Origin of the sequence: Brevundimonas sp. PWP3-1b1 (assembly GCF_049896065.1) — a bacterium.
Classification (GTDB): domain Bacteria; phylum Pseudomonadota; class Alphaproteobacteria; order Caulobacterales; family Caulobacteraceae; genus Brevundimonas; species Brevundimonas intermedia_B.
In genome coordinates this window covers 644,436-656,771 of the sequence record NZ_JAFCTO010000002.1, presented here as the reverse complement: position 1 = coordinate 656,771, position 12,336 = coordinate 644,436, and the positions used below count along the sequence as shown (strand labels likewise).

At 69.5% G+C, this 12,336-nt stretch carries 11 protein-coding genes; 7 read left to right on the top strand and 4 right to left on the bottom strand.

Annotation, left to right across the window (positions count from 1 at the left end; genetic code table 11):
* Positions 1–130 precede the first annotated feature (130 nt).
* Complete coding sequence (locus ACP69V_RS15080; protein ID WP_426024573.1) at positions 131–559, top strand: TadE/TadG family type IV pilus assembly protein; 429 nt, start codon at positions 131–133, stop codon at positions 557–559.
* Between the two features lie 11 nt (positions 560–570).
* A complete protein-coding gene (locus tag ACP69V_RS15075; RefSeq protein ID WP_426024572.1) occupies positions 571–2,238 on the top strand; it encodes a TadG family pilus assembly protein in 1,668 nt (555 codons plus the stop codon).
* 16 nt (positions 2,239–2,254) lie between these two features.
* On the opposite strand, the gene ACP69V_RS15070 is transcribed toward ACP69V_RS15075, so the two are convergent.
* A complete protein-coding gene (locus tag ACP69V_RS15070; protein ID WP_426024571.1) occupies positions 2,255–3,610 on the bottom strand; it encodes a peptidoglycan DD-metalloendopeptidase family protein in 1,356 nt (451 codons plus the stop codon).
* Between the two features lie 320 nt (positions 3,611–3,930).
* Here ACP69V_RS15070 and ACP69V_RS15065 point away from each other — a divergent pair, with 320 nt between their 5' ends.
* The 3 genes from ACP69V_RS15065 (at position 3,931) to ACP69V_RS15055 (ending at position 7,809) form a co-directional block, all read left to right on the top strand.
* Entirely contained in the window at positions 3,931–7,149 is a 3,219-nt protein-coding gene (locus ACP69V_RS15065; RefSeq protein WP_426024570.1) for an intermembrane phospholipid transport protein YdbH family protein, read from the top strand.
* Between the two features lie 77 nt (positions 7,150–7,226).
* A complete protein-coding gene (locus ACP69V_RS15060) occupies positions 7,227–7,415 on the top strand; it encodes a YnbE family lipoprotein (protein WP_159847615.1) in 189 nt (62 codons plus the stop codon).
* Positions 7,416–7,449: 34 nt separating this feature from the next.
* Entirely contained in the window at positions 7,450–7,809 is a 360-nt protein-coding gene (locus ACP69V_RS15055) for a YdbL family protein (RefSeq protein WP_135194427.1), read from the top strand.
* A 420-nt stretch (positions 7,810–8,229) separates the two neighbouring features.
* On the opposite strand, the gene ACP69V_RS15050 is transcribed toward ACP69V_RS15055, so the two are convergent.
* On the bottom strand, positions 8,230–9,348 hold the full coding sequence (locus tag ACP69V_RS15050; protein ID WP_426024569.1) for a DNA cytosine methyltransferase: 1,119 nt from the start codon (positions 9,346–9,348) through the stop codon (positions 8,230–8,232).
* Between the two features lie 78 nt (positions 9,349–9,426).
* On the opposite strand from ACP69V_RS15050, the gene ACP69V_RS15045 reads away from it, so the two are divergent.
* Positions 9,427–9,870 carry a COG3650 family protein gene (locus ACP69V_RS15045; protein ID WP_426024568.1) on the top strand — a complete coding sequence of 148 codons (444 nt, stop codon included), beginning with the start codon at positions 9,427–9,429 and terminating at the stop codon, positions 9,868–9,870.
* Positions 9,871–9,941: 71 nt separating this feature from the next.
* Here ACP69V_RS15045 and ACP69V_RS15040 read toward each other — a convergent pair whose 3' ends face one another.
* Positions 9,942–10,706, bottom strand: a complete 765-nt coding sequence (locus ACP69V_RS15040; RefSeq protein WP_426024567.1) for a LytTR family DNA-binding domain-containing protein — start codon at positions 10,704–10,706, stop codon at positions 9,942–9,944.
* Positions 10,707–10,873: 167 nt separating this feature from the next.
* Here ACP69V_RS15040 and ACP69V_RS15035 point away from each other — a divergent pair, with 167 nt between their 5' ends.
* Positions 10,874–11,398: a DUF2306 domain-containing protein gene (locus ACP69V_RS15035; RefSeq protein ID WP_426024566.1), complete on the top strand. Its 525-nt coding sequence runs from the start codon at positions 10,874–10,876 to the stop codon at positions 11,396–11,398.
* Here ACP69V_RS15035 and ACP69V_RS15030 read toward each other — a convergent pair.
* On the bottom strand, positions 11,395–12,153 hold the full coding sequence (locus tag ACP69V_RS15030) for a TetR/AcrR family transcriptional regulator (RefSeq protein WP_426024565.1): 759 nt from the start codon (positions 12,151–12,153) through the stop codon (positions 11,395–11,397). The genes ACP69V_RS15035 and ACP69V_RS15030 overlap by 4 nt on opposite strands.
* Positions 12,154–12,336 lie beyond the last annotated feature (183 nt).

Sequence of the window (12,336 nt, the reverse complement as noted above, 5' to 3'; positions counted from 1 at the left end):
AACTACTGATCAACTGACCACGCTTTCAGGCGGTTTGGGCTCTGAGGTGGTCTCGCGAGAACGGCGTCGCGGCCACACGATCCTTTAACCGCGATGATATACAACCCACACGAGTAGTTGTGAGGTTGCCATGCGGACGTCTGGCCCCATCCTTCAGAAAAATCGGCGCGGGCGCGAAGGCGCGGCGGCGGTGGAGTTCGCCCTGGTCGGGCCCATACTGATCCTGCTGCTGATCGCCATCGTGGTCTATGGCGGCTGGTTCCTGATGGCGCAGTCGGTTCAGGCTCTGGCGTCGGAGGGGGCGCGGGCGGCGGTCGGCGGATTGGACGCGGTCGAGCGGGATGCGCTGGCGCGACGCGAGGTGACGGCGGCGGTGCGAGGCGTGGCGCTGGATCCCGATAGAACCACGATCGAGGTTGCGGAGGAGGCCGGGCGGCTGCGGGTCGTGGTGGTCTATGACACCGGCGACAGTCTGGTCATGGCGCTGGGCGGAATGCTGCCCCGTCCGCCGGTGGTCATCCGGCGCTCGGCGGTGATCCATGTGGGGGACTACTCGTGAGCAGCCGGGCCATGAGCGCCTGGCGTGCGCGGTTCGGCGCGGATCGGCGTGGGGCGGTCGCGGTGATCGCCGCCGTGGCGGGGGGCGTGCTGTGCATCGTCACGGCTGTGACCATCGATCTGGGCGTGCTGGTGTTGCATACGCGTCGGGTTCAGGGGGCGGCGGATTTGGCGGCCCTGTCGGCGGTGCACAGTCTAGGCCAGGGCGAAGCCATTGTCGGCCGCGCGGCCCAGGCGACGGTCCAGGCGAATGTGGCCCCGGATATCTCCGTCACGGTGGCGACCACGCTCGGCGTCTATGCGCCTGATCCGGCCAGGGCGCGCGACGCGCGGTTCACGGCAGGCGGTCAGACGCCCAACGCCGCGCGGGTTCAGGTGACCAGCCGCGCGCCCCTGTTCTTCACTCAACTCCTGTTAGGCAAGGACGAGGTGCGGGTGACGCGGCGCGCCACGGCCTCGACCGCGACCGGCGCCCCGCCCAAGGCCATGTTCTCCATCGGCTCACGCCTGGCGCGGCTGGACGACGGGGTGGCGAACCAGGTGCTGAGCGGCCTGACGGGCTCCAAGGTCTCGCTCAGCCTCATGGACTATCGCAGGCTGGCGGACCTGGACGTCAATCTGCTGGGTTTCACCGACGCCCTGGCGACGGATCTGGACATCGAGATCGGCGACTACGACCGGCTGCTGGCGACCGATGTCGATGCGGGCCGGGCGCTGAAGGTGCTGGAACGGCTGGCGGGCGGCGACGACGGCGGAGCCCTGGGCCGGCTGGCCTCGGCCGCGGTCGGGACGAAGGTGAAGCTGGGCGATCTGATCGGCGTCGAGGCCCAGTCGCCGCAAGGAATCCGTGAGGGGCTGGATGCGTCCGTCTCGGCCATGGACCTGGCCATGGCGATGCTGGAGGTCGGGGGCGGGGACCGCCAGATCGCCCTGTACCTGGGCGTGCCCGCCGGCCTTGCCGATCTGAAGACCAGCCTGGCCATCGGCGAACGGCCCAACGGATCGCCCTGGCTGACGGTCACGGCGGACGGCCAGCCGATCATCCGCACGGCCCAGGCGCGGCTCTATGTCCGTGCACGGACGGCCCAGGCCCTGTCGGGTCTGGCGCGGGTCGAACTGCCGATCCTGGTCGAGCTGGCGGCGTCCGAGGCGCGGCTGAAATCCCTGTCCTGCGATCCCGCGCGGTCGGTCGAGGTCGAGGTGCGCCCCAGCCTGGCGCGCGCCGCCATCGGCGTCGTGGACGAGACGAAGCTGGACGACTTCAAGACGGGTCTGTCGCCGCAACGCGCCACCCTGCTGTCGGTCCTGGGTCTGGTCAGCATCACCGGCAAGGCCGACGTGGAGGCGGCCGATGCGGGGTTCAAGCCGGTGAGATTCGACGCCGCCGACATCGAGGCGCAACGGATCAAGACCGTGGCCTCGCGCAGCTTCGCCAGCGGTCTGGTGTCCAGCCTGTTGGGGCGGCTGGAGGTGGATGTGAACGTGGTCGGACTGGGCTTGGGTCTCGGCGACCTGACCAAGGCTCTGGGTCGGCTGCTCGAACCATTGGGCCCGGTGTTGGACGGCGTGCTGAACCCGGTGCTGGACGTGTTGGGGCTCAGGCTTGGCGAAGCCGATGTGGCGGTTCACGGCCTGTCATGCCCGAGCGAAGGCCGATCCACGCCGCGCCTGGTCGGCTGAACTCAGCCGTGAGGCCTCAACCCCGCGCGGGGCGCAGGCCGTCGACCGAGGCCTGTTGCATCGACGGGCGCTTCTGACCGCCCGAGGCGATGATGCGGTCGATGCGGGCCTTTTCGGCGCGGAAGGCGGTCAGGTCGGCGCCGGCCAACTCTGTGCCTTCCTGGGTGCGCACGCCGGCAGGATTAATCCGTCGGCCGCCGCGCCACAGCTCATAGTGAAGGTGCGGACCGGTCGAGGCGCCGGTCGAACCGACATAGGCGACGATCTGGCCCTGGCTGACCCGCTGGCCGGCGCGGATGCCCGAGCCATAGCGCGACAGGTGGCCGTAGCCGCTTTCGAGACCGTTGTTGTGACGGATGCGCAGCCAGTTGCCATAGCCGCCCCAGCGGCGGGCCTCGACCACCACGCCGTCCGCGGGGGCCACGACCGGCGTGCCTGTTCCGGCGGCGAAGTCGATGCCCTGGTGCATCTTCTTGTAGCCCGAGATCGGGTGGGTGCGGAAACCGAAGTTGGACGACACCCGGCGGAAGCTTTGCAGCGGGGTGCGCATCATGGCCGAGCGCAGGTTCTTGCCGTTGGCGTCGAAAAACTGAGCCTCCTTCGCGCCCGCAGGCTTGAAGCGATAGAAGGTGACGCCGCGCAGTTCGGCGTACATCAGGTCGCCCACATCGACGGTGCGGCCGGCCTCGGTCACTTCACGGTCGAAGACCATGGTGAATTCATCCGCGGCGCGGATGTCGCGCTGCATGTCGAACTTGGTGGCGAACAGGCGGCTGGCGGAACGCACGATGGAGGCGGTGGCGCCCAGTTCGCGGGCGCTGGCGGACAGGGACCGTTCGACGTCGCCCTTGAGCACCACGGTCTCGTGGGTGACTTTTTCTTCCAGCGACCGCAGGCGCAGGGCGCCGTCGAAGCTGCGTGATACGGTCAGCTGCGACGCCGGGCCGGTGCGCATGGTCAGGCCGATCAGGCGGGCGTCGCCCCGGCCGTCGCGCGGCTTGGCGATGGCGGTCTCGAACTTCAGGCCGGCGCGCAGGTCGGCGAGGTCGAAGGCGTTGGCGACGGTGGCGGCGACGGCGCTGGCTTCTTCCGGCGCGACGCCGGTGCGGGCGACGGCCTGCTCGAAGGTTTCGCCGCGGCGAATCTGGACGTTGACGGCCTCGGGCGCTGTCATGCCGGCGGGGGCGTTGGCGGAGGCGAAGGCCTGGGCTTCCATGGCGGCCATCTGGGCCGATGTCAGCGCGGGAACCTCTTCGGCCTGAGCGGGTTGATAGGCTCTACCGGCGAGCATCGCCACCGAGATTGCGGCGACCGCAGTCAGCATGTGCGGCGCGAGCCGTGTCGGCTGGCGGCGTGGGTCGAACTGAGCCATCGGTCCCCGTCGTATTGCGACGCCTGCGGCGCCAAAGCGTTACTCGTTCTCGAAGTTCGCGCCGATCGCCCGTGGCGCGAAGGCGGTCCTATAGCTTGCCTGTTTCACTTTGGGAAGACAGACCGTTACAAACGGTTAACGTCCGATATCAGGAGCGATCATCCGCTGTGGACGAACGCACCCGCTCGCGCCCCTTTATCGCCCAGCTTCACCGTCAAGGAACGCGCCGTCGAACGCCGCCGGTGACGCTTTGATCTTGTGCTTGGGATCAGGATGACGAAGGTGATCGGCGACCCGTTTCAATCACGCGATCGATCCGCTTGACCGACACCCCCACAAAGCCTTCTCCGTCGTCCCGGACGCCACCGCGTCGCCGTGTTCTGCGCGTCGTTGCGATCGTCGTGCTGATCGTGGTGCTGTTGGTCGGGATCGCGGCGGCGCTGCTCTATCTCAATCGCCGGGCGGTGGCGCGCGACGTTCTGGTCGGCTGGCTGGACCAGCGCGGCATCCAGGCCGATGTCGAGGTCGAGCGGGTCGAGATCGACGGCTTCGTCGGCCGCATCCGTATCGGCGACCCCAAGAATCCCGACGTCGTGGTCGAGCGGGCCGAGGTCGACTACGCCGTCGCCCTGCCGTGGTCCAAGACCGGCCTGGGCGTCACGCCCAGCCGCATCCGCCTGGTCCGGCCGGTGGTGCGGGCCAGCTGGAAGGGTGGAAAGCTGTCCTTGGGTTCGCTGGATCCGCTGGTCAAGGAGTTCACCGGCGGCCCGCCGCGCCCGGACCAGCGCAGTCCCCTGGTCATCATCGAGGGCGGTCGCGGGCGGCTGGACACCGAATATGGCCCGGTCGAGATCCTGGCCGATGCGCGGATCGACGACGGCAAGCTGATGCGGCTGGCGGCGCGCCTTCCGTCTGCGGCGCTGAAAAGCGGCGAGGTCGAGGCGCGGGGCCTGTCCGCGACGCTGGAGCTGATCACCACGGGCGACCGGGTGGCGGTGCGGCTGCTGGCGGCGGCCGACGCCTTTACGACGCCCGCCGCGAGAGGGCAGGGGGCGAACCTGACCCTGACCGGCGACCTGCCCTATCCCGATCTGAAGACCCGACGCGGAGACGGCCGCGTGGTTCTGGACGGCCGCCTGAGCGGGGCGAGCCTGGAGACCGAAACCCTCGGCGCGCGCAATGCGGACGTCACGGCCCAGTTCGACGGGGTCGTCTCCGGCTGGATCGAGACCTTCCGACTTGAAGGCGCGGCGACGACCGCATTGAAGGCGGCGGCGGTCCAGGGTGCGGACCTGCGCATCGCCGATGTCGTGGCGACGGCGACCCAGGCCAAACTGACCGTCTCGCGCGACGACGCCCTGCGCTGGAGCGTGCAGGCGCCCCTGTCCCTGACGGCCGCCTCGGGGCGGATGGGCCAGACGAATATCAGCCGCCTGTCGCTGACCTCGCGCGCCCTCAGCTTCGGCGGCAAGGACGCCGCCTTCGAGGCGACCGGGCCGGTCAGCGCGACCTTCGACCGGTTCGGCTTCGGCGACCTGGCGCTGAAGCGCGGACGCGCCGACCTGAACCTGGATGTCGTCAGCGACGGCGTGATCCAGATCGGCGCCGACGGATCTCTGCGTGCGGCCGACGGCGCCTGGCCCCTGTTCGGGCCTGTCGGGCCCGACGACATCGCCGAATTGGCGCAGATGAAGCGGGCGCTGGGCAGTTTCGCCCTGAACGCCCCGGCGATCCGGTTCGCGACCGGGTCGGCGGGCACGACGGTCGCCCTGGCGCGTCCCGTGACCCTGACCCCGGCCAACGGCGGCGTCCTGACGGTGGCCCAGGCAGGCGAAGGCGCCTATCAGGCCGAGGCCGGCCGTCTGGGTGGTGGCGCGTTGAGCGTCACCGCCACTCGCGGCAAGGGCCTGCCGGAGATGACTGTCGCCGTGCCGAACTGGCGGCTGACCGAGACCGGTTTCGAGGCTGCGCTGGACGGCCGCGCCCGTCTCGATTTCGACCTGGCGCGCGGCATCGACGCCCGCACGCGCGGCGTCCTGGCCATGACCGACGGCCGGCTGACCTATGCGACCCCGGACTGCGTGGACCTGACGGTCGAGCGGTTGGAGCTGGACGAGAACGACGTGCATCAGGTCGCCGGCAAACTGTGCCCCGCCGGCGGTCCCCTGCTGACATCCAAGGACGGCGTCTGGCGCGTTGTCGGCGCCTTCGATCAGGTCTCGGCCCAGGCCCCCTTCCTGGGCATGCGGTTCGCCGACTCCTCGGGCCGGGTCACGGTCGACGGGACCAAGGCGGGCGTCGGCCTGACGGCGAACGTCACGACCGCCCGCGCCATCGACGCCCTGACCCCCGCACGGTTCGAACCCCTGGTCGCGACCGGCGCCGCGACCCTGGCCAATGAACGCTGGAGCGGCGCCTTCGACCTGAAGGGCACGGGCGAGGCGGCGGCGCATACGCTGGGCCGCCTGACCCTGGCGCACGACGGTCGCACGGGTTCGGGCGGCATCGTCATTGCGGCCCCGAACGTGACCTTCGCCGAGAACGGCCTTCAGCCGGCGATGCTCAGCCCCCTGGCCGCCGACTTCCTCGCGTCGCCGGTCGACGGTTCCGTCAGCTTCGACGGCCGCTTCGACTGGACCAAGGACGCCGAGCCGACGTCCAGCGGGCGTCTGGTCACGCCGGGCCTGGATTTCGTCAGCCCGGCCGGGGCGGTCAAGGACCTGCGCGGCGACGTGGTCTTCAGCAGCCTGACGCCCCTGATCACGGCCCCGAACCAGAAGCTGACGGCCGACAGCCTGGCGGTCGGCACGGCGGTCACGGCCCTGGACGTGACCTTCTCGGTCAACGAGTCCGGCGTCCTGATCGACGGCGCCCAGGTCGCCGCAGGCGGCGGAACCGTCTCGGTCGAGCCCTTCACCGTCCCGCTGGACGCCACCCAGCCCTACAGCGGCGTCATCGTGCTGGACCGGGTGCAGCTGGGCGACATCGTCGCCGACACCGGCTTCGACGACAAGGTGCTGCTGGACGCCGTGGTCTCGGGCCGTCTGCCCTTCATCATGGACCCCAAGACGGGCCTGCGCATCACCGCCGGAACCCTGGGCGCGGTCCAGCCGGGCCGTCTGTCGATCAAGCGCGAGGTGCTGACCGACGTCAACGCGGGCGGCGGCGGCGAGGAACTGCCTAGCGGCATGGTCGAGGACCTGGCCTATCAGGCGATGGAGAACCTGTCCTTCGACATGCTGAGCGCCGATGTGAACAGTCTGGACGGCGGCCGGGTCTCGGTGCTGTTCCACATTCGCGGCCGCCACGATCCGCCCCAGCGCCAGGAACTGCGCCTGACGATCGCCGAGCTGATCAGCCGCGAGTTCCTGAACCGCAAGCTGCCGTTGCCCTCGAACACCCAGATCGACCTGACGCTGGACACGACCCTGAACGCCAACCAGCTGATCTCGGACCTGCTGGCGGTCAATCGCGCCCGCCAAGGTCAAGGGGATGGGGGTCAGCAGGAGCCGGACCCGACCACGGCGCCCGCCGATTGAACTTCACCATTCAGCGCGCGTTCACTTGGCGACGTGCTATTAGACTTGTCATTCTCGGCCGAACCGGAGCCCACGTCATGATTCACAAGCGCCAACTGGCCGGCCTCGGCTTCGGAGCGGTCGTCGTCGCCCTCGCGGCCTGCGCCCCGACCATCCGTCTTGAGGTCGCGCCGATCCAGATCTACGCCAAGCTGGACGCCGACGTGCGCGTCCGCCTGGACCAGGAACTGCAAACCCTGCTCCAGCAGAACCCCAATCTCTTCTGATCTCCCGCTTCTCTTCTGAAAGGGACAGGCTGACATGACCTTCCGCAAACTCTTCGTCATCGGCGCCGCCGTCGCCGCCATGGGCGTGGCTGGCGCCGCCATCGCCCAGACCGGCGCCCAAAAGGCCCAGATCGACCAGGCCAAGGCCGCCGGCGTCGTCGGCGAGCAGGCCGACGGCTACTTGGGCTTCCGCACCCCGACCTCGGACGCCGGCCTGCGCGCCGCCGTCGACGCCACCAACGCCGGCCGCCGCGCCGCCTACGCCCGCAGCGCGACCGACGCCGGCACCTCGGCCGATGTCGCCGGCGCCCGGATGTTCGAATCTCAACTGCTGCCCCGCATCTCCTCGGGCCAGTGGTACCGCAACGCCCAGGGCCAGTGGGTCCAGCGCTAAAATAAAAGACCGTCACCCTCGGGCTCGTCCCGAGGGCCCACGGCGGTTCAGGCACGACTCGCAGGGCTGGGCTGCGCGGCCTCAACCCTCGCGGGGCTGCTCACCCATCCTATTGCGCAAGAAGAAAAGACGCGTTTTCAGGCCACTACACTGCCGGATCGTCATATTCCTTAGCGTCACGTCAGGCCGGGTTAAGATGCATGCCCGGTCTTTGACATCGCCACCCCCACGACTTGGACTCTTGGACTCGTTAGACTGTTTTTGTCGGAGTCCAACTTCGTCGAGCAAATTGCACCTTGTTGCACCAGTGCAATTCGAGGCTGAACTTTACTTAAACGAAAACAACGCGCTGACGTGAAGTTGCACAACTTGCACTGTTTTTCCGTTGGAGCGCAATTCCGCCCTAACCGCCTCGCCGGATCAGGCCGCCGCGCGTCTATCCAGCAGCGCGGGCCGCAACAGACCCTCCGCCAAAGCCCTGACCACCGGCACGGCGACGGCGTCGCCCATCAGCTTCAGCGCCGCGCTCTCGCTGGACGGCAGGCGATAGTCTTCGGCGACGCCCATCAGCCGCGCCGCCTCGCGCCCGGTCAGGCGCCGCACCCGCGCCCGGCCCTGATCGCACACCACCACATACTGCCGCGACGACCCGCCGGCCGGCGTTCTCAGGCATCCTGCTAGGCCGTCGAACCGGACCTCCAGCCGCTGGACCTTCTCGCCGTCCTCGGTCCGCACCCGGCGATAGGCTGCCCCGACGCAGCGCCGGCCCGAGGCCACGGCCGCCGCGATCCGGGCGCGGTGCAGCGGTCCGGCGAGGGCCAGGATGGCGTCCGCATCCTCCAGCCAGGTCACGGCGTCGTCCGGCTCCAGCACTGCGGCCAGGTCCAGATTGCGTTGCGACGGCGCGGGCAGGGACCACCAGGCCCAGGCCGCCTTCACCGTCTCGGGCAGGCGGGCGTGGGCGGCGATCAGGCGCGTCGAATGGAAGGGTGCGACCGGTCCCGCCACGCGCGGCGCCTCACCCCGAACGGCGACCACGAACAGGCGCGGCCGCGATTGGGGCAACCAATGAGCGGCGTCCATCTCCAGCGCCCCGACCGTGTATCCGGCCTCGGCCATGGCCGCGCACACGGCCGCGAAATCCCGCCCCTGACCTGAGGTCAGCAGGCCGATGACGTTCTCCAGCACGATCACGCGCGGGCCGCGCCCTTCGGCCGCCAGCCCCTGCATCAACCGCCAGAAGCCCCAAAAGGCGCCGGATCGCCCTGCCTCCAGTCCGCCCCGCGCGCCGGCCAGACTGACGTCCTGACAGGGCGAAGACGCCCAGGCCATGTCCGGTCGTCCCGGCAGGTCCTCGACCGTCAGGCCCCAGACATCCCCCTGGCGAAACGGCGTCTGCGGATGATTGGTGACGAAGGCTCGCGCCTTGGCCGCGTCCATGTCGTTGGCGAAGACGGTGTCCATGCCCGCATCCGACAGGCCCAGCCCCGCCAGACCGCCCCCGGCGAAGAACTCATATGCGCTGGGGCGAATCGACATGGGATCAGCATAACGCAGCCCCGCCCCTTGACCGAGACCGTCCTCGACCTCACCTCCGCCACGAGAGAGGAGACCGTCATGCGCCCCATTCTGCTCGCCGCCGTCGCGGCTCTTTCGCTGACGGCCTGCTACGACCGCAACGACTCCAAGCCCCAGTCCGCGCCCGAGCCGCAGGCCGCCGCGACCCTGGGCGGCGTCGATCTGGGCAAGCCGGTGCGGGCGCTCGGCACCGAGCCCTTCTGGGGCGTGGAGATCACGCCCGACGCCCTGATCTACACCCGCGTCGATCAACCGGCCCAGCGCGCGCCCAATCGCGGCGCGACGGTTCAGGGCACGGTCGCCACCTTCGCCAGCTCCACCGATCTGAACCAGGCCCTGAACGTCGTCCTGATCGCCACCGAATGCTCGGACGGCATGAGCGACCGCACCTATCCGCTGACGGCCAAGGTCGAGATCGGCGACGACACACTGACCGGCTGCGCGGCCCCGGCGTCGATGCTGACGGCGCAGCCCGCGCCCTAGCGCATGATCGTGTCGGATCGGGGCGCAACGCGGCCCCGTCCGAAGCGTGAATCATGCGCTCAAAGAGAGCGTCACCACCATTTGGCGTCGCGCAGCATCCGGGCGTAGCGGCGGCTGACCGGCGCCGACAGGCCGCCGTCCAGCGTCAGGGTCGCCCGCCCGTCGCCGCGCTCGACCCCGCGCACCGCCTCGCGCGCCACCCACCAGCTGCGATGCGTCCGGGCGCCTTCCAGCCCTTCCAGCTCCTCCACCGCGTCCGACAACCGCATCAGGATCAGGTCCGATCCCCGGTCGGTGTGGATGCGCAGATAATGGTCCTCGGCCTGGACCGCGCGGATCGCAGCGCCCCTCAGCTTCATCGGCAGGCGGTCGAGAAACCGCACCGGCCGGGCCGCCATCTCGGTCGCCGCCGCATGGGTCTGGACCGGCCGCGCGCGACCCAGGAAGACGTTCAGCGTCGTCACCGCCGCCGTGATCACCACGACCGGCACGACCAGTTGAGGTAGGACGCCCAGCGGATAAAGCCTCTGGGCGAAGAACAGGCCCGTCGCCGCCCAGACGATGACGCATAGCGGCCCCGTGATCACCACCACCATTACGGCGATGGTCAGCCACGGCCGTTCGTCCACGTCCAGATACCGGCTGACCACCACACCGCACAGATGACCCCAAAGGCCGCCCAGCACCATGACCATGACCCAATAGGCGGCCCGGGGTCCCAAGCTCGCTCCGGCCGTCCCGAACGCCCCGGTGACCGCCAGGAAGACGCCGCCCAGAACGGCGACGATCAGGCCGCGCAGGAAGGCGCGGCGGCGGTCGGCGGCAAGGGGCGTCATGGCGGCTTTCGGCATCGGAAGATCGCCTCTTGAGACCATGATTTTCCGCTCGTTGAAAAGAGGGGGCGAAAGACAGGTGGGCGCTGACGCAGCCGGGGTGGCCGTTGGCGAAAGCTCGGATGCCGCCTTCGGGGCGCTGCGGCAGGAGCGGGGAAACGGAGAAACTCATGCCTCGTCTGTCTCGCCTCTTGCCGTCCGTCCTGGCCCTCGCTCTGCTGATCGTTCCTCTCGTCGCCTATCTGGCGGTCGACGACGGGCGGCTGGCGCGGATGGGGTTCACGCCGCACGCCCCCGACTGGCGCCTGCTGCTGGCCTCGCCGCCGGCGATCCAGATCCATGTCGCCGCCGCTCTGACGGCCCTGGCGATCGGTATCGTCCTGCTGATCGGGGTGAAGGGAAACCGGCTGCACCGGACCCTGGGCTGGACCTGGGTGCTGGCCATGGCGACGACGGCGGTCAGCTCCTTCTTCATCCATCGGCTCAATCCGGGCGGGCCGGGCGGCTTCTCCCTGATCCACCTGCTCAGCGGCTGGACGGTGATCGCCCTGCCGATGGCGGTCCATGCCGCGCGTCGCCACCGCATCGCCGACCACCGGCGCGCCATGACGGGCATGTTCGTCGGCGGGCTGATCGTCGCCGGCGCCTTCACCTTCCTGCCCGGCCGGCTGATGTGGGCGATCTTCTTCGGTTAAGGCCGGCGCGGCGACATCCCGATCACGGCGCGGAAGCCGGCGGCGGCGAACCGGACCATATAGTCGCCCGCCGTCTCCAGATCGCCCGACCGCGCCTGTCCGTTCGACAGCCGGTCCAGCCGCCCCGTCTCGCCCAGCGTCAGGGTCAGGGCGCCCGACAGATTGTGATAGCCCCAGTAAAGATCGACCTCGCTGGCGTCCGGCAGCACCTTCGCGATCAGTTCGATCAGCCGGTGGATCGCCGGGTCGAAATAACGGGCCATGGTCTCGCCGCCGAAACTGGGGTTGGCGTTGGTCTGGGCCACCAGGGCGGCATAGTGTTTCCAGCCCGGCCCGCCCTTCAGCGACCATTCGAACGGCGGCCGCAGGAAGGCCTCCAGCAGCCCTTCCAGCGTCATGGCCTCGCCCGCCGTCTCGGCATAGCGATCGATGGCCGCGACCCGTTCGTCGTTCCACACCGCCGCACGACGCAGGAAGACGGCGTCGAACAGGTCGCGCTTGGCCCCGAAATAATAGTGGACCAAGGCGGTATCCACGCCCGCCTCGCGCGCCACCTCGCGGATGGTCACGCCATAGAAGCCGTGTTTGGAAAACAGGTCTTCGGCGGCGTCCAGGATCAGCTCGCGAGTCTCGCCCGCCGCCTTGGCCTGGGCCTTGGGGGGGCGGCCCCGGCGGGCCGGCGCCGCGCCCGCCGCCTTGCGACGCGCGGCGGCGACGGGGCGGGGTGTCGGGAGGGCGGCGTCCGGCTTGCTCATGCGGCAAGGCTTAGGCGCGACCCAACCCCGGTGCAACGGGGCCGGTGCAACGGCGCCACGCTGGACGCCTCATGTGACGCTGCGTCAGCACAGCGTTTGACAGCCGGGCGAAACCGGGTAGGTTCACGAAAATCATTGAACGCTGAATAAAAGCGTCAACGGGCTGGAAACGACAACAAGGGG

Coding starts and splice junctions, on each gene's coding strand:
- ACP69V_RS15070 (WP_426024571.1), bottom strand. CDS start 3,610: ATGGCTCAGTTCGACCCACGCCGCCAGCCGACACGGCTCGCGCCGCAC.
- ACP69V_RS15060 (WP_159847615.1), top strand. CDS start 7,227: ATGATTCACAAGCGCCAACTGGCCGGCCTCGGCTTCGGAGCGGTCGTC.
- ACP69V_RS15050 (WP_426024569.1), bottom strand. CDS start 9,348: ATGTCGATTCGCCCCAGCGCATATGAGTTCTTCGCCGGGGGCGGTCTG.
- ACP69V_RS15035 (WP_426024566.1), top strand. CDS start 10,874: ATGCCTCGTCTGTCTCGCCTCTTGCCGTCCGTCCTGGCCCTCGCTCTG.
- ACP69V_RS15030 (WP_426024565.1), bottom strand. CDS start 12,153: ATGAGCAAGCCGGACGCCGCCCTCCCGACACCCCGCCCCGTCGCCGCC.
- ACP69V_RS15040 (WP_426024567.1), bottom strand. CDS start 10,706: ATGACGCCCCTTGCCGCCGACCGCCGCCGCGCCTTCCTGCGCGGCCTG.
- ACP69V_RS15055 (WP_135194427.1), top strand. CDS start 7,450: ATGACCTTCCGCAAACTCTTCGTCATCGGCGCCGCCGTCGCCGCCATG.
- ACP69V_RS15075 (WP_426024572.1), top strand. CDS start 571: ATGAGCGCCTGGCGTGCGCGGTTCGGCGCGGATCGGCGTGGGGCGGTC.
- ACP69V_RS15080 (WP_426024573.1), top strand. CDS start 131: ATGCGGACGTCTGGCCCCATCCTTCAGAAAAATCGGCGCGGGCGCGAA.
- ACP69V_RS15045 (WP_426024568.1), top strand. CDS start 9,427: ATGCGCCCCATTCTGCTCGCCGCCGTCGCGGCTCTTTCGCTGACGGCC.